This window comes from Serratia plymuthica NBRC 102599, from assembly GCF_001590925.1.
Taxonomy (GTDB): domain Bacteria; phylum Pseudomonadota; class Gammaproteobacteria; order Enterobacterales; family Enterobacteriaceae; genus Serratia; species Serratia plymuthica.
In genome coordinates this window covers 113,811-135,681 of record NZ_BCTU01000016.1, presented here as the reverse complement: position 1 = coordinate 135,681, position 21,871 = coordinate 113,811, and the positions used below count along the sequence as shown (strand labels likewise).

The window sequence follows — 21,871 nt, the reverse complement described above, 5'->3', positions numbered from 1 at the left end:
TCTTAATGACTACAGATAAGCACCTTAACGGGTGTTTTTTTGTATCTGAAATCTGCCAAAACCCGGCCAGGCACCCACCCAGCCGCATCAGCTTACACCTTATCCACGCGCTGCCGCGCCGCCGTTGGCGAAATACGCCTTGATACCCGCCAGAATGGATTCCGCCACTTGCTGTTGGAAATGACTGGTTCTCAGCTTACGCTCTTCTTCAATATTGCTGATAAACGCCGTCTCAACCAGGATCGAAGGGATATCGGGGGCTTTTAACACCGCAAAACCGGCCTGATCGACGCGATTCTTGTGCAAACGGTTTATTTTGCCCATTCGGTTCAGCACTTCCTTGCCGAATTTCAGACTGTCGTTGATGGTTGCGGTTTGGATCAAATCAAACATGGTGTGATCCAGATAGCGATCGCCGCTTTTGCTTACGCCGCCGATTTGGTCCGATTCGTTTTGAGTTTGCGCCAGGAATTTCGCCGCCGAACTAGTGGCGCCCTTGGTCGATAGCGCAAATACCGAAGATCCGCGCGCGGCCTGGCTGGTAAAGGCATCGGCATGGATAGAAACGAACAGGTCGGCACGCTGCTTGCGCGCCTTCGCCACCCTCACCTTCAGCGGAATGAACACATCTTCATTGCGCGTCATAAACACCTTCATATTCGGTTCGCGCTTGATTAACGCGCTCAGTTTGCGGGCGATCTGCAACACGATATCCTTCTCGCGCGTTTTGAATTTGCCAATCGCCCCCGGATCCTCGCCGCCGTGGCCGGGATCCAGCATGATGACAATCGGACGATCGCGCCCCGCCTTGCCTGCCCGCGGCGCCTCGGCCGGCAAAGTGCGCTCGAGATCGCCCTTGTTGTAATCTTCCAGTAATGCCAATAGCGGATCATAGTCTTCGCCAGTGCCGCCCTTGCTGGGATACAGATCCATCACCAGACGGTTGCGATATTCCGGTACCGGCGGCAGAGTAAACATATGAGGGCTGACGCTCTGCTTAAGTTCCAACACCAGCCGAACGGTGTTTTGATCAAACTGACCGACGCGCGCCTGTTTCAAATAGGGATCGTCAGCACGAACCTGGCCGACAATGCCCTTCAATACGCTATTGAGATGCACCCCTTCGATATCCACCACCACGCGATCGGGATTGGTCAGCGCAAACTGTTTATATTTCAGTTCGGTGTTTGATTCGAGCGTCACCCGGGTGTAAGTAGAAGAAGGCCAGACACGTACGGCAATCACGTGCGATGATGCAGCGAAGCCTATGCGACTCACACTCAGCAACCAACTTGCGGCAACCCCCTGCAATAGACGACGGCGGCCCAGATTGTGATTTGAGTTTGGCATGCGACTCCGGCAGTGATAACAGGTTAAAACAGATGAAAAAACGCCGATAAAACGGGAATGGCAAAAACTTTAACGAATCCTCCCGGCGCTGTCATCAGAAAATCTTTCCAAGGTTTTTCAATTTATTACCCCATTAGCCCCTTCCGCAAATAAATACAGACAATTTCCCGCTTGCCATCGGGGCCATAAAAGAATAAAAATACAAAAATATCGTATAAATATGCAAAAGAGGTTTTGCCGTGAAGGAACGTAGTACCGAGCTTGTTCAAGGATTCCGTCACTCAGTTCCCTATATCAACGCCCACCGCGGCAAGACGTTTGTCGTCATGCTTGGGGGAGAAGCCATAGAGCATGAGAATTTTTCCAACATCGTCAACGATATCGGGCTGCTGCATAGCCTGGGGATTCGTTTGGTGGTGGTCTATGGCGCACGGCCGCAGATCGACAGCAATCTGGCGCAGCATAACTACGAACCTATTTATCATAAGCATACCCGGGTCACCGACGCACACACGCTTGAGCTGGTTAAGCAAGCGGCGGGCCTGCTGCAACTGGACATCACCGCACGGCTGTCGATGAGCCTCAACAATACGCCGCTGCAAGGCGCGCACATCAACGTGGTCAGCGGCAACTTTATCATTGCCCAGCCGTTAGGGATTGATGACGGCGTGGATTACTGCCACAGCGGCCGTATTCGCCGTATTGATGAAGAAGCGATCCACCGTCAACTCGACAGTAACGCTATCGTGCTGATCGGTCCGGTCGCCGTTTCCGTTACCGGCGAAAGCTTTAACCTGACGTCAGAAGAAGTGGCCACCCAATTGGCCATCAAGCTGAAGGCGGAAAAAATGATCGGGTTCTGCTCGTCGCAGGGCGTCACCGATCAGGAAGGCAATATCATTTCCGAACTGTTCCCCAATGACGCGCAAAAACGTATCGAAGAACGCGAAGCCAGCGGCGATTACCATTCAGGCACCGTACGTTTCCTGCGCGGTGCGGTGAAGGCCTGCCGCAGCGGCGTGCGCCGCAGCCACCTGATCAGCTATCAGGAAGACGGAGCACTGGTGCAAGAGTTGTTCTCACGCGACGGTATCGGCACCCAGATCGTCATGGAGAGCGCCGAACAGGTACGCCGGGCGACCATTAACGATATCGGCGGCATTCTGGAACTGATCCGCCCGCTTGAACAACAGGGTATCCTGGTGCGCCGCTCCCGTGAGCAACTGGAGATGGAGATCGACAAATTCACTATTATTGAGCGCGATAATCTGACCATCGCCTGTGCGGCGCTGTATCCGTTCCTGGAAGAGAAAATCGGCGAGATGGCCTGCGTGGCGGTACATCCGGACTACCGCAGCTCATCCCGCGGGGAAATGCTGCTGCAACGGGTGGAAAGCCAGGCGCGTCAGATGGGTTTGCAAAAGCTGTTCGTGCTGACCACACGCAGCATCCACTGGTTCCAGGAGCGCGGTTTCACGCCAGCGGAAGTGGACGTGCTGCCGATGCAAAAACAGGCGCTGTACAACTACCAACGCCGTTCGAAGATTCTGCTGGCGGACTTGTAATCCTCTGCGGGCGTAGCCTGCGCCCGTCTTCTTTCAAGCTGTAGCCTTGTTGACTGCAGTTTGAAAGCCTCAGTACCCGTTTCGCTTTTATACCGTTATCTGCAAGCGCTCCGCCAACCCGCTGCGGCGTTGGGTTGGCGTGCGTATCGCCCGCATCAGCACGCTATCGGAGGCATACAGCGAAAGCTGGCTACGTGCGCGGGTGATGGCGGTATACACCAGTTCACGGGTCAGTACCGGCAGGAAATGATTGGGCAACACCAGCACCGTATGATCAAACTCCGATCCCTGGGACTTGTGCACCGTCATTGCATAGGCGGTTTCATGCGCCGGTAAACGGCTCGGTTGCACCGATTTGATGTTGCCGTCCGGCAGTTGGAAATGCACGCGCAGCTCGCCGCTCTCATCACGCAAGGCGATACCGATATCGCCGTTAAACAGCCCCAGCGCACTGTCGTTGCGGCCAATCATCACCGGACGACCGGGATACCAACGCCCCAAAGCCCCTGGCGTACGCTGGATCAGCCCGGCCCGTTGCAACCCCGCCTCGATACGCTCATTCAGTCCGGCGATACCGAATGGCCCTTCGCGCAACGCGCACAGCACCTGGAAACGGCCAAATTCCTCCAGCACCTCTCCCGCATCCGCCCTGGCAGCGACCCGCTGCAAATAATCACCATAGCCTGCTACACAGGCGTTCAGCAGGGCCTGATAGTCCGCCGTTTCTGCCAATGGGTAACCCGCAACGTCACTGAAGCTGCCGCTGAGTGCCCAAGCCGCCCGCTTGCCGTCACCGGCATTCACCGCAAAGGCCAATTGGCCAATGCCCGAATCAGCATCAAAACGATAGCTTTTGCGCAGCAGGCACAGGCTGTCTCGCACCGCAGCTTCCGCCTGCGCACTTTGCCCCTGCAACAGGCAGCCGGTCAGCCGGGTGAGTTGTTCCGCGCGAGCAGCGCTGTATCCCTGCTCGGCAAAACGGCAGATATCCCCCAGAACAGCACCGGCCTCTACCGACGCCAGTTGATCTCTGTCGCCAAGGAAAATCACCCGCGCCTGGGTGGGCAATGCGGCAATCAAACGCGCCATCATCGGCAGATCGACCATTGAAGCCTCGTCCACCACCAGCACATCCAGATGCAGCGGGTTACCACGGTGATAACGCATGCGCTGGCTATTGGGCTGAGCGCCCAACAGGCGGTGCAGCGTCGACGCATCTGTGGGGAACAGCGCACGTTGCTCCGGGGTTAACGCCAACTGCCTGCCGGCGCTGCCGAGCGATTCGGTCAACCGCGCCGCCGCCTTGCCGGTGGGTGCCGCCAGTTGAATACGCAAACGCCTGCCATCGGCAAGCTGTACCAGCGCCGCCAGCAATTTGGCGACGGTGGTGGTTTTGCCGGTGCCCGGACCACCTGAAATCACCGCAATACGCCGCGTCGCGGCCACTGCGGCAGCAATTTTCTGCCAGTCCGGCTCATTCGTCGCCTCGCCGAACAGCCGATCGAGAATGGCACGCAGTTCAGGCTCGTCAACCGCCTGATGGATACTGTCGCTGCTGATAAACTCTGCCACCTCGCCTTCGTTCTGCCACATGCGCTGCAGGTACAAACGCTGCTGTTGCAGCACCATCGGCATGGCGCTGCTGCCGTCACCCACCGCCGCACTGGCCGTCAGGCGCTGCTGCCAACGGGCAAGATCCGGTTGCCCGGCCGCCAGCCACACGGCCTGAGCCAGTTCCGGCTGACGCCCCTCAAACAGGTTTTCCGGCAGTAACTGCTCCAGCATCAGGCAAACATGGCCGGCGCCTGCCTCCGCACTGAGGCAGGCAGCAGCCAGCAGAATGTCAGGCTCTTCCTCCCCGGCTACTATACGGGCGAACTGCAAGTCCAGCGGGCGCAGCACGCCAAGTGCCTGCGCCTGCTCCAGTAGAGCGATCATGGTTCATCCTCCGCCGTAATGGCTTCGCCGCTGAACAGGCGGTCCATACCTTCCACCAACTGCGGCTCTGGGCGGCAGGCGAAAATGCCGTTGCCCGGGTGCTGTGCGTCTACCCCGCGCAGGAACAAATAAATCACTCCGCCGAAGTCGCGCTGATAGTCATAATCCGGCAACCGATGGCGCAGATAACGATGCAGTGCCAGCGTGTACAGCTGATATTGCAGATCGTAGCGGTGTTCCGCCATCGCCTGCTCCATCGCCGCACGGGTATAAGCGCTGCTGTCCTCTCCCAGCCAGTTGGATTTGTAATCCAGCAGGTAGTATTTTCCCTGCCAGCAAAACACCAGGTCGATAAACCCCTTCAACATTCCCTGCACCTGCTGGAAATTCAGCGTCGGGCAGCGGGCAGAAAGCGGATCGTAATTTTTCACCAGCTTATCCAGCTCATCCGCCTGCAACAGTTTTTCTATGGGTAAGTAAAACTGCAGCTCGGCCTGTTTATACTGCGGTGCCAGCGCCGACAACGAAACACCGGCATCATTGAGCGGGACATTCAGCAACACCTGCATCCATGCCAGCAGTACCGGTTGCCAGTGCTCGGCAAACCCTTGCTGTTGCAACTGTTCAAACAGCCATTGCTCATCAAGGGGTTGGGTGAAATCCAGCGTTTCAAACAGGCTGTGCAAGAAGGTTCCCGGTGCTGCGCCGCGCGGGAAGGTATGCGGTGTGAGCGCTGGCTCACTGTCCGGCGCCTGTTCGCCTGCGGCGTCGACATCCAGCCGTGGCAGCAGATCCTGCATCAGGCCAGAGCCGTGTTGCTGCAGGCCAGTGTAACTGGTCACCCGCCAGAAATCCTGCACCGGGCGCGTGAAGCTTTTTGCCGCCAGTTCGGTTAACGCCGGCGCTTGGGGCAGCCAGGCCTGTTCATCCAGTTGTTCAACCAACGACAGTGCAACTCCCCCTCCAGCCAGTTGCTGCAGACGTTGTTGCAGCCAGGCCGCATCTCCGGCCTGGCCGGCCTGCACCAGGTAACCCAGCGCGCTGCGGTGCAAATCGGTATCACCCTGTTTCTTGCGTGTACCCTGGATCAATGGCGCTATGCCGATGCTGCAATGGTATACCGAACGGGTCAAGGCTACGTACAGCAGGCGCAAATCTTCTGCCAACCGCTCTTCTTCCGCCCATTCGATACTTTCTTCATCGGCGTTAAGGTCAAGCAGGGCCTGGAAACTCTGCCGATCGTGGTACAGCACCTGCTGCTGCTGGCGGAAATTGCCGACGAACGGCAACCACACCAGATCGAACTCCAGCCCTTTCGATTTATGGATGGTGATCACCTTCACCAGATGGCGGTCGCTCTCCAGCCGCAGTTGCTGGTTGTCGGATTGGCGATTTGGTTGGGCAATCTGTTGTGCCAGCCAGCGCACCAGCGCATGTTCGCTGTCGAGTTGCGCAGAGGCCTCTTGCAACAGCTCCCCCAAGTGCATCACGTCGGTCAACCGACGCTCGCCGCCGGGGCTGGCCAGCAGATTTTCCGCCAGGTGGCGCTCATTCATCACCTCGCGCAGCATGGGCAAGACACCACGGCGCAGCCAGAGCGTGCGGTATTCATCGAACTCATTGACCAGCCTATCCCAGGCGCGTTCGTTGCGATTCAAACCGTCCAGCGCCTGCGCATCCAACCCCATCAGCCCGGTCGCCATGGCGCTGCGCAGCGTGCGCTCCTGCTCCGGCGCCAGCACCGCCTGCAACAGCCACAGCAAATCCTTGGCTTCCGGCGTATCAAACACACTGTCGCGGTTGGACAAATAGACCGACGGGATGGCCAGAGCGCTGAGCGCATCACGCACCAACGCCGCCTCATTGCGGCTGCGCACCAGCACGGTAATATCGGAAGCCTGCACCGCCCGCCGCTTTTCGCCGTCCACCAGCCAGGCCTGCTGACGTTGCCCGGCACTGAGCCAGTCACGGATTTGCGTGGCGCACAAGCGCGCCATCAATTGTTGGTACTCACTAACGCCAACGCCTTCACCCTGCTGCAGCCAAAACTGCATCGCCGGCTGTGGCTGATCATTCAGCTCAAACGCCAACCCGCGATTTTTCTCGGCGGCGGCCACCTCAATAAAGGGAATTTGACCGAACAGGAAGGGTTTTTCTACCTGAGTAAACAGATGGTTAACGCTACCCACCATTGCCGGTGACGAGCGCCAGTTAGTCTCAAGTGTGTAGTGGGCGCTTACCTCGGAACGGGCGCGCATATAGGTAAAGATGTCGGCACCGCGGAAGGCATAAATAGCCTGTTTCGGGTCGCCTATCAGCAACAGGCCGCATTCCGACCGGCCGACGTAGAGCTTTTGGAAGATACGGTATTGCTGCGGATCGGTATCCTGGAACTCATCGATCATCGCCACCGGATAACGCTGGCGAATCGCCTGCGCCAACCGCTCGCCGCCTTCACTTTGCAGCGCACTGTCCAACCGGCTTAGCAGATCGTCAAAACCCAGTTCGGCGCGTTGGCGTTTCTCCTGTTGAATGGAGAGACGAATCTCACTCAGCGCCCGCGCCATTATCAAATCGCGCAACGTCAGCGGTTCATCAAACAACTCATCTATTGCCACAAACAAGGCATGCCGGGGCGGATCGCCCTTTTTGGTTTTATCCAGCAGCACTGATTGACGGAATTTTTCCAGCTCTTTCGGCAGTTGGTAATCCTGGGTTTCCAGCACCACCCATTCACCCACCTTATGCAACCAGTTAGGCAGGTGTTTGCTGCTGTAGCTGCGCTTATCCACGCCGGACTGGCTGATTAACGCCTCCAGATCCCCCGCCGCCGCCTGCCACTGCGCTTTGATAGCATCAATGCGCGCCACGATCTGCTCATGGCGCATCAATACCGTTTCTTCATCTTTCGGCGGCCGACGCAACGTTGGCGCTTCGCCGCTCAGATAGCCGGAAAGATCGGCCAGCAGCGCCTCCGGGCCGCTCCACTCCTGGCTCACCGCCCGAGCGACGCCCAATGGCAACGGATAACAATGGCGACGCCAGAAGTCTGCACAGGCTTGACGCCGTAGCGGCAATTCATCCTGCACCAGCGTTTGCTCAAACAGAATGCCGGACTCGAAGGCGTTGTGAGTCAACATGCGCTGGCAAAAGCCGTGGATGGTGTAGATCGCCGCTTCGTCCATCTGCCGTTCGGCCGCTAGCAGTTGCGCGGCGGCATCGGGCAGATCGTCAATCTCCGCCATCAGCGCAGACAACAAGGGATCCTTGCTGAGACCGCGGACGCAAGCAATGCGTAACGCATGGATATTGCTGCGAATACGCCCACGCAGCTCTTCGGTGGCCGCCTCGGTAAAGGTCACCACCAGAATCTCCTCCACCGTCAGCCGCCGGGGAAAGGCCGCCGCCTGGCCCAGGCCAAGCAGCAGGCGCAGATACATCGCACCTATGGTAAAGGTTTTGCCGGTCCCCGCCGACGCTTCTATCAGCCGTTCGCCAAACAGCGGCAGCGTCAGCGGATCAAGCCTCTGCGGGGCAGCCTCTGTCATGGTGTCGCCACCTTACGCGGCAGAGTTTGCTGCAGGGCAGAGGCGTTTGGATAGGTGACCCAGTCTTGCTGCACGGCATAATCCGCTTTCTCTTGCCCGCTGCCGCTGACCTGCGACAGCACCGCCAGCCCCTGCGGCTGAATGACCGCCTGGTGGAAATAATCCGCCAGTTTGGTCGGCGTCAGTTGCTTAACCTGCTCAATCAGCTTCTCGCGGGTATCGAAGGTAAAATTACCGCGATCGAAATCATTGGCAAAACGGCTGGCTTCTTCGCTCAGGGTTTGCGGGCGCTGCTTCAGTTCGTTGATCATCGCCTGCTTGTACTGTTCAAAGTCCGCGTCTTTCATCTCACGCAGGCGCTTTTCAGTTTTCGGGTAGAAATCCTGATAGCGTTGATACAGATATGCCGGCTGCTTGCTGTTGCTTTGCAGCAGGAAACCAATTCCCCACTGGCGGCCCACTGACATTGGGAAAGCAAACACCGCATAACCCAATTGTTCCTGAGTACGCAGTTGGCTGTAGAACCAGGGCTGGATAATCTGCCCCAGCAGCGAGCTGTAAGCCATGCCGGTCACTTCATCATACCCGGTCGGCACATAGACTGCCGCCAGCGCCGAGTCGGTGCTGCTACCCGCACGCTGCAGGTTAGCCAACTGTTTTTTAGCCACTTCAACGTCTTCGCCGTGCCACCATTCAATGCCGGTGCAGCCCAGGCGGTGTTTCAGCGTTGAGGCCAGGGTATCCACCTGTTGCTTGCTCATATTGCCCACCACCAGCAACTCCGGTGTGGCGTCGGCCAACAGGCTGTCGCGGTATGCCAGAACATCTTTCAGCGTCAGGGTCTTCAGCACCTCGCGGCGCTCACTGCGCTCGGAGTACGGCACGCGGGAAACCATCTGCACCGGTTGGATCGCCAGCTCGAACGCTTTCCCTTTCTCAGCCGAATCCAGCTGTTCCAGATACCAGGATTTGGCCTGCGCCAGTTGATCTTCCGTCGGCGTGAAGTTGGAATAGCCCTCAATCAGCGAGGTCAGCAACTGCGGCAAACGCTGGGTAAAGCCGTTGGCATTGAACATCAGGCCATTGTTCGGCGAAGTCGAGAAGCTCAGCCCGCCAATCGAGGCCTGATAACTCAGTTGATCCAGCGAAATACCCGCCAGATAGTCGGTCAGCGAAAACAGCACCTGATTGCGCGCAGAATCCATGGTTTTTGCGTTGCGGAACGCCACTGTGACATCGGCTTTCGGCTCGTCGGCAAAGTAACGGCTTGGCATATACAACACCCGCAGACCCGGCTGATCGACCACCATTTCCGGTTTCTTGAACTCGTGAGACGGTTTGTTCAGGGTAAAGTCATCGGGAATATACGGATTCAGCGCAGGCAACGAGAGACTGATCCCCTTGCCCAACTGCTGCCACTGTTCGAAACGCTGCGGCTCGATTTTATCAACCTGATAAGGTGCGTTGACGAAATAGGCCATCTTGTTATGCGGCTCATTCGGGCTGACAAACCAGATGCGCGCATTTTGCGGCGTCATGGCGTCCAGCCGTTCGGCAATCGCCTTGGCGTCATAGCGATCGGCCAGGTAAGGCGCATCCAGCGTGTGTTCTACCGGCACGCGCAGCATGGTGTCCACCAACCATTCTATGTAGTCCATATCGCGGGTGATCGACGGGTAGCGGAAATCCAGGTTGAGAACGTGGGAGATCTCATCGAAATAGCTTTGCTTGATGCCTTCGCTGCGCAGCATTTTCAGGTAGTTAAAGATGGCGGCCACTACCTCGTCACGCTTGGCCAGGCCTTTATCGGTCAGGGATACGCTGATTGAGAATACCCCGCCGTTGCGATCCACCATCGGATCGGCCCCGGCGTTGATCGCATCCGCCAGCCCCTGTTTTTGCAGCCAGTCAGACAGGGTATTTTGGCTACGGTTGCCAATCAGGTAGCTAATATAAGTATCGGTCTTACTGCGGAATTCAGCGCTGTTGTTATCAATGCGGAACTCCACTTTCAACTGCTTGCGCGGCTGTGCCGGCACATAGTGGATGATGATGCCCTGCTGTTCAGGGGTGACCGCCGGGACGGTAATTGGCGGCACGCTGGCTTCGCGATTGGGCACTTTGCCGAACGTATTGGCCGCCAGTTCGGCCAGTTCCGGCAATGGCTTGCTGCTGTACAACACGCCCATCATCAGGTTGCCCGAATAATAACGCTGGTAGAATGACGTCAGTTCGTCATGCAGCTTGCTGCCCGGCTTGTCCTTCAGGGTATCGAGGTTACCGCCGGAGAAACGCGCGCTCGGGTGAGCCGGGTTCAACGTTTCCGCCCCGACCTGCGCCATGCGCATGCCGTCGCGTGAACGCGCCATCGTCAGTTCGGCATTGACCGCATTGCGTTCACGATCGGCATTGCCGGGATCCAGCAGAGGCTCCGCAATGGCGTCCGCCATGCGATCTACCGCCGGCGCTAACGCGTCGTTTTCCACTTCCAGATAGAACGCGGTGCGATAAGACGCGGTGCTGGCGTTGTGGCTACCCCCGTGCTTTTTCAGAAACTCCGCCAGGTTTTCCGGCTGCGGATAGCGCTTGGACCCCATCAGCACCATGTGCTCCAGGTAGTGCGCCAGCCCAAGTTGGCTGTTCGGATCCTCCAGCGATCCCACCGGCAGCGCCAGTGCCGCCAATGATTTTGGCGCCTGGGCATCGGATACCAACAAGACGGTCATGCCGTTTGCCAGCTTAATCGCCTGATATTGGCGTGGATCGTGATCGCTTTTGTTGATCTTCTCCGCCAGCGGTTGCCATCCCTGTGCGGCCCAGCTTAACGGTGCCCAACACATGGCCAATAATACTAACCCGGTAATGCGGGCCAACTGTCTGCGCATATCCAAAATGAACCCCTATTCTGACACCGCTACGCCAAATCCCTGACGTTGGCGGTGTGCATCAAAACAACACAACAAAAGGCTATATACCTGTACGTTATGTAAGACCGGAGCTAACCCCGATAGTTGAATATAATCCTGCTTATTTTTACCACCTCAGAGCAATCAGTACCACCGGGGATGTGACCTAAGGTAATGCCAAGGGATCAGCCTAAATTATGCTTCGCCACCGGCAACAGGTAACGTTCTGTTTCGGCCAGAATTTGCTCTAAACAGGCATTGTCCATCTGACGGAATACCCGTTGGACATAGGCGTCTTCGCCTTCACCAGGAATGCGCTGATCGCCCTGCCAGGTTTGCAATAACTTGGCCCGCGCCTTGATTTGCACCTCTTCATCCCAGTCAATGCTCTGGGTTTCCGGTTGATAGCACTGGCTCAGCCACGCCCAACCGCTTTTATTCAGCAAGAGCAACGGCTGGCATAAACCACGCTGATAACCCGCCACCAGCTCAGCCAACTGCTCGCGGGCATCCTCGGCGGTTAACGCGGCAAAACGCCACGCGGCGCCTTTGCGGCCATAAATACGGCTTTCCCCCGTGCCCCCGGCGCAGCAGTATGCCAGATGTTCCAGCCACAACAGTATGCCATCAACCGCCGACAGGGTGGCCGGCCGCCAGCGCAGCAGCCCATCCTCCTGTACCTGATGCAACCAGCCGCTGATATGCACCCCGGCAATGTCGATATCCAGCTCCAGACTGTGCCCCTCGCTGCGTTCGGCGCGCACCTGCTCGGCCAGTTCGCTCATCTCCTCTTGCTGTTTCTGCCAGTAAATCTCGCCGAAGGGCCCAAAAGGCAAGCCGCCGGCGGCACGCGCCCGCTGGAACAAACGGGCGGCATCCTCGCCGTCAATCAAGGTATTCAACAATTGGCTGTTGAGCTGATAGCGGCTGAGATTATCCAGGATGAAAGGCTCTTCGTCCGGCAATTCGGTTTCTTCAAGGATAAAACTGACCCCCAGCCGCAGTTGGAAGAACGCGCGGATTGGATGGCGATAGAACCGCAGCAAATCATCCAGCGAGATCTGGGTCTGCTCATCAGGCAATAGCGGTTGGTTAAACGGTGGATGCGCCGCACCGCGTTTATCAGCTGCGGGCAGCCATTCGGCGGCATAGCTTTGCGCTTCCGTGCCGGGCAAAAAATTCTCGGCGGCAAACGGCATTCGCGCGTGCCAGCTAAGCAAGTGTTTACCGACCTTCAGTGCGCTGGCATCGGCGTCCAGCGCCTCATCACCCGGCAGGCAATAACTTTGCTCCAGATACTCCAGCAGTTCGGTTACCAGCACCGAAGGGTAACGCAGGCTGTTATCCTGAATGGAACGGCCGATAAAGCTGATATACAGCCGCTGCTGTGCCGACAGAATCGCCTCCAGGAACAGATAGCGATCGTCGTCGCGGCGGCTGCGATCGCCACGTTTTACCTGCTGTGCCATCAGATCGAAGCCCAGCGGCGGCAAAGTGCGCGGATAAACCCCGTCGTTCATGCCCAGCAGACAAACCACTTTGAACGGAATGGAACGCATCGGCATCAGCGTGCAGAAGTTGATTTGCCCGGCAAGGAAGCGTTGACTGATACGTTCCTGATCGAGACGCGCAGCCAGTTCGTCACGCAGAATAGTTAATGGCACCTCATCGGGGTAACGCGCCGCCAGCCCGTGTTCAAACACTTTGCTCCACTGCTGCTCAATCAGCGCCAGTGCCGCCTCGGTTTCGCCGTCCGGCTCAAAGAAGGTATCAAGCAATTGGCGGCAAAGCGGCAGCCACTCCGGCAGAGCGCGCGCCTCGGTCAATCGTTGCCGCCAGCGGCTGAGGGAGGCCAACAACTCGGCCAACTGCCCGGCAAGCTCCGCGACCAGGCCGCTAGACTCATCATAAGGCAGCACGCCCTGCCAATCGCCGGCATCGCTGTCCATGGCGTAGCCCAGCAGCATTCGGGTAATGCCGAATTGCCAGGTATGCTGGCCGGTGGCCGGCAGATCCAGTTCACGTACGTTGTCGTCATCCAGCCCCCAGCGGACGCCGGACTCCCCAACCCAGTGGCGTAACAGGCGTAACCCCTCCTCCTGGATAGAGAAACGCGCCGCCAACGCCGGCACTTCCAGCAGCGCCAACACTTGTTCGGAAGTAAAACGGCTCTGCGGCAAATCCAGCAGCGAGATAAACGCCTGCAACGCCGGGTGCGACTGGCTCGCCTTGCGGTCAGAGATCGCAAACGGCAGATAGCGTTCAGGGGAGGCATTGCCGAACACCGCCTGAATATAAGGCGTGTAACTGTCGATATCTGCCACCATCACGATGATATCTCGCGGCGTCAGCGCAGGATCTTCCGCCAGCATGGTCAACAGTTGGTCGTGTAAAACCTCCACCTCACGCTGCGGGCTGTGGCAAGCGTGCAGGCTGATAGAGCGATCCTCGGGATCGAGCCGACGTTTGGTCGCGCTGCTCTCCAGCGTCTCCAGCGTGGTGCCGATGACGGCACTATTTTTCAACTCCAGCATATCGTGCTGAATGGCGTGCAATAAGGTATCCGCAGGGATATCTACAAACGCAAAAATCTCCTGCGAAGATTCTATCTGCGAGAGTAAAAAGTGGTGGTCACGCCCCAACTTGCCCCATGAAGCCAACAGCGGGTTGGGCAGATCTTGTTCGCCTTCAGCATTAAACAGCGCGGCGGCATTATCGGGATCTCTGAATAAGGCATATTCCGTTTTATCCTGATAATGGCGCCGCTTGCGGCTCTGCAATTTCGCCAGGAATGACTGGCTCTGAATATCCCCCCAATAGTAGCGACACGGATTGGTGAACATCAGGTGAATATCAATATGGCGCCCCAGCGCCTGCAAGGCCTCCAGATACACCGGCGGCAGCGCCGAGATACCGCAGATGAACACCCGCGGCGGTAACCCTTCCGGGCAGCGTTCCGCCTTTTCCAGCACGCTGATAAAGCGACGATACAGGTTTGCACGATGCCATTCCGGTTGCCCCAGCTCATGGGTATATTCGACCAGCCGCGCCCACAGCGGTGCCTGCCATTGCTGGGCCTCCGCCAGCCCATCAATGCTTTCACCCTTTTGCCAGCTTTCCAACCATTGCGGGCGATACACCAGATATTGGTCAAACAGATCCGCCACCCGGCCGGCAAGCTGATGAATTTTACGCTTGTCGCCGTCGTCGGTGAGGTAATGTTGCAGCGGGGCAAATTCCGGCCGGGTGAGAAGATCCGGCAGGAGCCACATCAGTTTCCAGGTCATGGCGTCTTTACTGAAGGCGCTCTCTTTCGGGATGCCGGGCAAAACCCGGGTGAACATGTCCCAGATGAAGGTTGCAGGCAGTGGAAAGACGATATTGGCGGCGATGCCAAACTGTTCCGCGAGCTGCATCTGCAACCACTGCGCCATACCCGGGCTTTGCACCAGCACCACTTCCTGTTGAAAAGGATCGGCCAATGGCTCTCTGGCTATCAACGTGCTGGTCAGCGTTTTCAGCAAATCCAACTGATTGGAATGATAAACCCTAAACATGGGTGCTCCCTTAAAACATAATATCTGCCGGAGTACCGGCGGTGCAGTACCAGCGATTCAATTCAGCCCACTGCCGCTGAGGCGTTTGTATTCTTACCGTCAGCCGTTGGCAAGCGGCTTGCGGAGAGTTCAGCCGCATCTCGCGCTGCCACCCGGGCAGCAAGGGCAACAGTTCTGCATCCGTGCGACCGGTGGCCGCAAAGACTTCCAGTTGTTGGTGCGCCAACGACCATGCTTGCCGATACTGCCACTGGCGCTGAAAAGAGTGCAACAGCACCTGATGATACTGTAACAATCCCAGCAGCGACACCGCGAACAGCAATGCGGCAATCAGCACTTCCGGCAGGCTGAAACCCTGTTGGCGCCATAGCCCTGCTGCGGGAGCCACCCGCACGTTAATCCGCACAGTCCGTTTCCCGTTTTTCGGGGCAAAAATCCAGCCAACCGCCGATTTCCGTCCTTAGCTCAAAGGTACTGCCCGTGCCATCCGGTTTGGTCAATTGATATAATCGCAACGGCTCCCCTTCACTCATCGCCCCGTCCCCCCGCACCAGCACAATCCCCGCCTGGGCGGACAATTTGGCGCAGGCGCGCAGCTCTGCGGTTTGCTGACACCACCAGCCGTTGGCCCCTAACCGGTTGCGGGGCCAGGACTGCGCCACGCCCCAACTGAGCGCCGAAGCAGCCTGGTTGTATGCCTTCAGATAGCGCTGTTGATCGGCGGCCAGCAGCAAAGCGCTATCCAGTTGGCGATGCTGGGCATTCAACAACATCAGCCCCATCACCAACAGCAGCATCACTGCCGCCAGCGTACTGCCGCCACGCTGCCCTACTGCACTCATGGTAGCGAGGCCATGTTAATCGCCCAGTACAAGTTGCGGCGTATAGCGTCATCCGCCTTCGAACGCCCGGCCAGCGACAACATGACCCATGTTTTGCCGCTGCTGCCCGCGACCGATTTGACGCTGAAAGTTTCAATGCGCACTTCATCGTTATCCAGTAACCGCTCCCAACCCGTGCCGTGGCAGTGGGTTACGCCACGTTGCCCTTCCAGCGCCCCCTGCCGCAGCCGGTAACCAAAATATCCGGCATCTGCGCCAAGCGTCTCCCAGCGGCCGTTACGGGTGATGTCGTAAGCCATGATCACACAACTGCCCACAGCCTCCCCCGGTGCATGGCCAATCAGTAATGCCCGCCCGCGGCAGTTACCGGCGCAGAAACCGGTGCGACGCAGATCTTTCTCAATGCCGAACGCCAACTGCCGAAGCACCGATTCCAGCCGGTAGTGCCGGCCGACATCGACACTGTGCTGCCGCAATACCGGGTAGGTTTTAGCCGCCGCCAGCATAATCAGGCTGCCGAACGTCAGCGCCAGCATCACCTCCGGCAGCGTGAAACCTCGCTCTAGGGCTGGCATGCCGTAATCCCCCGTATGCTTACGTCCTCGCTGCACAGGCGCAGCCGGCCTTTGGCGGACAGCACCAATCGCAGGCTACCGGCACCGTTATTGAGCACGATATGCCCAGCCTGCGCGTTATTGCGTAACCCATAAAATCCCATCTCCTTTTGAGTATGCTCTGCCAGCCTTACATCCCGGTAATGCGGGCTGAACAGGTCATCGCTATACCCTTCACACCCCGACACTGGCTGATTGATCCCGATGCACCAGGGATCGCCGGTTTTAAACCACAGCAACGCCGTGCGGTTACGCCAGTTGGCGTCCGCCTGCATCCGGGTGAGAAACGCCAGCAACTGCTGAGCGGTATGTTCCAGCCGCAGGCTCTGCTGATAATGGTGCCAATGGCTGACACCCCAGCCGGTGAGCATGCCCGCCAGGGTGATCACCACCAGCAGTTCAATCAGCGTCATGCCGCGCTGGTCTTCGGTATTGAAAATCAGGTTGTCGTTCATGGCGGCCAGTGTACTCAAGGGGGCAAAACGGGGAAGCGAGGTTTACTCAAGCTGAAGCGCTCTGCGCAACCTTTCTATGCAACAGGCAACAGGCCAAAATAAAATGCGAAGCAGAGCGCAAACGGGGCCAAGAGCGAGGGAGAAAAAAGCAAGGGCGCAACCAGTGCGCCCTTGGAGATAACTTATGTGGCCAAACTCAGATGGCAACCGGTGCCTTGATGGCTGGATGCGGGTCGTAGCCTTCGATTTCAAAGTCTTCAAAGCGATAATCGAACAGCGAAGCCGGTTTGCGTTTGATCACCAGTTTCGGTAACGCACGCGGTTCGCGGGTTAGCTGCAACCGGGTCTGCTCCATATGATTGCTGTACAAATGGGTGTCACCGCCGGTCCAGACAAAATCACCGACCTCGAGATCGCATTGTTGCGCCATCATATGCACCAACAGCGCATAGCTGGCGATGTTGAACGGCAGGCCAAGGAACACGTCGCAGGAACGCTGATACAGCTGGCAAGAGAGTTTGCCGTCCGCTACGTAGAACTGGAAGAACGCATGGCACGGTGCCAGCGCCATCTGATCCAGCTCACCCACGTTCCAGGCTGAAACTATAATACGGCGTGAATCCGGATCCTGTTTCAGTTGTTTCAGCACGTTGCTCAACTGGTCTATCTGACGCCCGTCCGCAGCGCCCCATGCGCGCCACTGCTTGCCGTACACCGGGCCAAGATCGCCATGATCATCTGCCCACTCGTCCCAAATGCTGACGTTGTTTTCACGCAGATAAGCCACGTTGGTGTCACCGTTCAGGAACCATAACAACTCATGGATGATGGAACGCAGGTGGCACTTCTTGGTGGTCACCAACGGGAAGCCTTCCTGCAAATTGAAACGCATCTGGTGGCCGAAAATCGACAGCGTGCCAGTGCCGGTACGGTCGGCTTTAGGGGTGCCCTCGGCGAGCACTTTGTTCATCAAATCCAGATACTGTTTCATTTTTTCCTCACGACAGTTGTTGCTGCGGGCGACGACGATACGCCCAAATCATCATAATAATACCGGCCACCACCATCGGGACGGACAGGATCTGCCCCATGCTGACAACGCCGTCGAACAGGCCAAGCTGAGCATCCGGCTGGCGGAAGGCCTCGACGATAATGCGGAATGCGCCGTAGCCAATCAGGAACAGGCCGGATACGGCCCCCATCGGCCGCGGTTTGCGGATAAACAGGTTCAGAATGATAAACAGCACCACGCCTTCCAGCAGCAGTTCATACAGCTGGGACGGGTGCCGCGGCAACACGCCGTACTGATTCAGCAGCGGCAACAGCTGCGGATCGGCCGCGGCGATGGCGACGTCTTCGCCGCGCGAGCCGGGGAACAGCATTGCCCAAGGCGTATCGGTGGTCACACGGCCCCACAGCTCGCCATTGATAAAGTTACCCAAACGGCCGGCGCCCAAGCCAAACGGGATCAGCGGAGCAATAAAATCGGAAACCTGGAAGAAGGTGCGCTTGGTACGGCGGGCGAACCAGAACATCACCAGGATCACCCCCAGCAGACCGCCGTGGAACGACATACCACCGTCCCAGACTTTAAACAGGTAAAGCGGATTATCCAGGAACAGCGGCAGGTTGTAGAACAGCACATAACCGACGCGGCCACCGACGAACACACCGAGGAAACCGGCATACAGCAGGTTCTCCACTTCATCCTTGGTCCAGCCGCTGCCCGGTTTGTTGGCACGGCGCACCGCCAGCCACATGGCAAAAACAAAGCCAACCAGGTACATCAGGCCATACCAGTGCAAAGAAACCGGGCCGATAGAGAAAATCACCGGATCAAATTTAGGAAACGCCAGATAGCTATTGGTCATCTATCACCACAACATGTCTATTATTCTTCCCCAACCGGGGGCGGCAGGTGCCAAACGCGCTAAAACACTCTTTTTCGTTGCTTTCAACGCAGTCGAGGAGGCGGATAATAGCATAAGCTTAACCGCCTCCGGACTGGCCGACAGGGAAAAGTTCTGTAAAAAAATCAGTCTGCAGCAGCCTTTACTTGCCGCCACGGATCAATCCGCCCATGCCGCGCCGTTCCATAAACGCCGCGACCTGGTGGCGCACTTCGGTCGTCATCTGGGCGCCCAGTACCCGCTGCGCCAGCACTTCGGCGTCAGACAGCTCAATATGCCGCAGCAGATATTTGATGCGCGCCACACTGCGCCCGTTCATGCTTAAGTTACGATAGCCCATGCCCACTAGCAGCAACGCGCCCATCGGATCCCCGGCCAGTTCACCGCACAGGCTCACCTGCAGCCCGACCGCGTTGGCCTGAACCACGATCAGCTTAAGCACTTGCAGCATTGAAGGATGCAGGCTGTCGTACAGCGCCGCAACGCGGGTATTGTTGCGATCCACCGCCAGCAGGTATTGGGTCAGGTCATTGGTGCCAACCGAAATAAACTCAACCCGTCCGGCCAGATGGGGGATCAGGAAAATCATCGACGGCACTTCCAGCATTACGCCAAGCTTGGGTTTCGGGATTTCATATCCGAGCACCTCTTCCACTTCGCGCCCTGCTCTATCGATCAACCGCCTGGCCTCGTCGATCTCTTCCAGGCTGGTGATCATCGGCAGCAGGATGCCCAGGTTGCCGGTCCCGGCATTGGCGCGCAGCATCGCGCGCACCTGAATCAGGAATATTTCCGGCTGATCAAGGGTGATGCGGATACCGCGCCAACCCAGGCAGGGATTTTCCTCGCTGATCGGCATATAAGGCAGTTGCTTATCGGCGCCGATATCCAGCGTCCGCAGCGTGACCGGTTTGTTCGGATAGAGCTGCAACATGCCCTGATACTGCGCGACCTGCTCTTCTTCCGAAGGGAAGCCGCTCTGCAACATAAAAGGGATTTCGGTTCGGTACAAACCGACGCCATCGACTCGCCCGCCCAAGAGCTGCTCGTGTTCCGGGCTGAGGCCGGCGTTCAGCATCACCTGAACCCGCTCACCGCTTTTGAGCTGGGCCGGCTGCTCGACGTCGTCTTCCGCCAGTTTGCTTAACTCAAGTTCTTCGCTGATCAGCCGCTGGTATTCCTGCACCAGCACCGGTTCAGGGTCGACCAGCAGCTCGCCGCGATAACCGTCGACAATCAGCAGCCGCTGGCTGAGCAGCGCAGGCTGGATATCCGCGCCCATCACCGTCGGCACGCCCATCGCTCGCACCAAAATCGCCGCATGGGAGTTGGCGGCGCCGTCGCGTACGACCACGCCGACCAGCCTGTCCTGCGGCATTTCAGCCAACAGGGTGGCAGTCAGTTCGTCCGCCACCAGCACGAAACGCGCCGGCCACTGAGTCGCCCCCTGTGTGGTGTCGTCGAGGTGGAATAGCAGGCGCTGGCCGAGCGCGCGCAAATCGCTGGCGCGCTCGCGCATATAGGTGTCTTGCAGGCTGGCGAACTGGGCGGCAAAGACCTCGATCACCTGTTTAACCGCCCATTCCGCCACGGAACCGGCGTCAATTTCGGCAAACAGCTCGCGCTTGAGGCGGGCGTCGTTCAACAGGTGAGAGTACAGATCGAAAATCGCCGCGCTCTCTTTTTGCGAGCTGGCGGCAAAGCGCTTGCTGAAACGGCGGAATTCCGCGCCGGCTTCTTCCAGCGCCTGCGTCAGGCGTTCCCGCTCGCTCACGGTATCGAGCGTCGAGGCCTTGTAAACCTGATCGAGCGACGGCTGGCTGCTGTCCTGCCAACCTTCCGCCACCGCTACGCCGGGGGATGCCGCCAGCGCTCGGATGCGGGTCTGGCGATATTGGCCAAAAATGGCGTTAAGCTGCGATTGCGAGAGGATCCCGGCCATTTGCGTAGCCAGAGTCACCATGAAGGATTCTTCGCTTTCGTCGAACTGGCGCAGCTCACGCTGCTGTACCACCAGTACCCCCAGCAGTTGGCGGCGATGAATAATCGGCACGCCCAGGAAGGATCGGAAACGATCCTCCTTCACCTGAGGTATGTATTTGAAGCTGGGGTGGCTCTGCGCGTCCGCCAGGTTTATCGGCTCTGCACGGCGCCCGACCAACCCGACGATGCCTTCATCAAATGCCAGCGCGATAGCGCGCCCGCGCGGTTTTTTCAACCCGCGCGTCGCCATCAGGTAGTAGCAGCGGCGATCGTTGTCTGCCAGATAAATGGAGCAGACTTCCGTATCCATCGCCAGACAGGTTTCATTGACCAAAAGATCCAGCGCATCTGTCAGACTGGCCGCCGCGGCCACCTTCTCAACAATTTCTCGCAAGCGCGTGAGCATAGTCGGCTTAACTTAACCTCTCTTCCGGCGATAGGCGGGGGGCTGCCGCTGTGTTGCCTGCTCCTGCATCGGCATCACGGTGACGGCGAATTCTTTCATCACCCGGCGGTAAACGTCGCGTTTGAACGACACCACCTGGCGTACCGGATACCAAAAACTCACCCAGCGCCAGCCGTCAAACTCCGGCGTGCTGCTGCGTTGCATATTGATATCCGCGTCATTGCACATTAACTGCAACAAAAACCATTTCTGCTTTTGGCCGATACATACCGGCTTTGTGTCCCAACGCACCAAACGTTTTGGCAATTTATAGCGCAACCAGTTGCGGGTTGAGGCCAGGATGCGCACATCCTTTTTGCTCAGCCCCACTTCTTCGAACAGCTCACGGTACATTGCCTGTTCTGCGGTTTCGCCAGGGTTAATCCCACCTTGGGGAAACTGCCAGGAGTGTTGACCGTAACGGCGAGCCCAAAGGACCTGCCCCTGACGATTACAGATTACGATACCAACATTCGGGCGGTAGCCATCATCATCGATCACCGGACTACCTCGATAAGCTTAATTTCGCATAGATGTACTGATTGTTTCACACAAGCTACAGGCGGTAAACCACTGCTTTGCAGCGCCGTAAACCGGATAACATTGGGATAACTCACAGATAATGGCAAAGTTATAAACATGCGAGGCGATTTCACGGCGGTTTTATTCACTTTTTCTGTGGATAGGTGTGTGAAGAACTCAAGGGATAAGCTGGTACAACTCTGACGAGCCTAAAAGCACCGTTAAAACAAATTCAA

At 57.7% G+C, this 21,871-nt stretch carries 14 protein-coding genes; 1 reads left to right on the top strand and 13 read right to left on the bottom strand.

The annotated features are described in order from the left end of the window. Nucleotides 1-99 precede the first annotated feature (99 nt). Complete coding sequence (gene amiC, locus SPL01S_RS12730; RefSeq protein ID WP_063200285.1) at nt 100-1,350, bottom strand: N-acetylmuramoyl-L-alanine amidase AmiC; 1,251 nt, start codon at nt 1,348-1,350, stop codon at nt 100-102. Between the two features lie 239 nt (nt 1,351-1,589). Between amiC and argA the strand changes: the two genes are divergently transcribed. Then, on the top strand, nt 1,590-2,915 hold the full coding sequence (gene argA / locus SPL01S_RS12725) for an amino-acid N-acetyltransferase (RefSeq protein WP_006327565.1): 1,326 nt from the start codon (nt 1,590-1,592) through the stop codon (nt 2,913-2,915). 87 nt (nt 2,916-3,002) lie between these two features. Here argA and recD read toward each other — a convergent pair whose 3' ends face one another. The 12 genes from recD to rppH all read right to left on the bottom strand — a co-directional run bounded on the left by recD (nt 3,003) and on the right by rppH (nt 21,614). Continuing rightward, a complete protein-coding gene (gene recD / locus SPL01S_RS12720; RefSeq protein ID WP_063200282.1) occupies nt 3,003-4,853 on the bottom strand; it encodes an exodeoxyribonuclease V subunit alpha in 1,851 nt (616 codons plus the stop codon). Beyond that, entirely contained in the window at nt 4,850-8,401 is a 3,552-nt protein-coding gene (gene recB / locus SPL01S_RS12715) for an exodeoxyribonuclease V subunit beta (protein WP_063200279.1), read from the bottom strand. The genes recD and recB overlap by 4 nt, the downstream gene beginning before the upstream one ends. Further along, complete coding sequence (ptrA, locus tag SPL01S_RS12710; RefSeq protein WP_063200275.1) at nt 8,398-11,286, bottom strand: pitrilysin; 2,889 nt, start codon at nt 11,284-11,286, stop codon at nt 8,398-8,400. The genes recB and ptrA overlap by 4 nt, the downstream gene beginning before the upstream one ends. Nucleotides 11,287-11,492: 206 nt before the next feature. Continuing rightward, entirely contained in the window at nt 11,493-14,864 is a 3,372-nt protein-coding gene (gene recC / locus SPL01S_RS12705) for an exodeoxyribonuclease V subunit gamma (protein ID WP_063200272.1), read from the bottom strand. Nucleotides 14,865-14,874: 10 nt separating this feature from the next. Next, complete coding sequence (locus tag SPL01S_RS12700; protein ID WP_063200269.1) at nt 14,875-15,270, bottom strand: prepilin-type N-terminal cleavage/methylation domain-containing protein; 396 nt, start codon at nt 15,268-15,270, stop codon at nt 14,875-14,877. Next, nucleotides 15,260-15,706 (bottom strand): YgdB family protein, encoded by a 447-nt coding sequence (locus SPL01S_RS12695; RefSeq protein ID WP_063200266.1) that lies wholly within the window; start codon nt 15,704-15,706, stop codon nt 15,260-15,262. The genes SPL01S_RS12700 and SPL01S_RS12695 overlap by 11 nt, the downstream gene beginning before the upstream one ends. After that, nucleotides 15,703-16,281, bottom strand: a complete 579-nt coding sequence (locus SPL01S_RS12690; RefSeq protein ID WP_063200263.1) for a prepilin peptidase-dependent protein — start codon at nt 16,279-16,281, stop codon at nt 15,703-15,705. The genes SPL01S_RS12695 and SPL01S_RS12690 overlap by 4 nt, the downstream gene beginning before the upstream one ends. Next, complete coding sequence (locus SPL01S_RS12685) at nt 16,269-16,775, bottom strand: prepilin peptidase-dependent protein (RefSeq protein WP_063200260.1); 507 nt, start codon at nt 16,773-16,775, stop codon at nt 16,269-16,271. The genes SPL01S_RS12690 and SPL01S_RS12685 overlap by 13 nt, the downstream gene beginning before the upstream one ends. A gap of 196 nt (nt 16,776-16,971) precedes the next feature. Beyond that, on the bottom strand, nt 16,972-17,766 hold the full coding sequence (thyA, locus tag SPL01S_RS12680) for a thymidylate synthase (protein ID WP_063200257.1): 795 nt from the start codon (nt 17,764-17,766) through the stop codon (nt 16,972-16,974). A gap of 7 nt (nt 17,767-17,773) precedes the next feature. Next, on the bottom strand, nt 17,774-18,646 hold the full coding sequence (lgt, locus tag SPL01S_RS12675; protein WP_004952282.1) for a prolipoprotein diacylglyceryl transferase: 873 nt from the start codon (nt 18,644-18,646) through the stop codon (nt 17,774-17,776). A 181-nt stretch (nt 18,647-18,827) separates the two neighbouring features. Then, nucleotides 18,828-21,074 carry a phosphoenolpyruvate--protein phosphotransferase gene (gene ptsP / locus SPL01S_RS12670; RefSeq protein ID WP_013814294.1) on the bottom strand — a complete coding sequence of 749 codons (2,247 nt, stop codon included), beginning with the start codon at nt 21,072-21,074 and terminating at the stop codon, nt 18,828-18,830. A 12-nt stretch (nt 21,075-21,086) separates the two neighbouring features. Beyond that, entirely contained in the window at nt 21,087-21,614 is a 528-nt protein-coding gene (gene rppH / locus SPL01S_RS12665) for an RNA pyrophosphohydrolase (RefSeq protein ID WP_004952284.1), read from the bottom strand. Nucleotides 21,615-21,871: the final 257 nt, after the last annotated feature.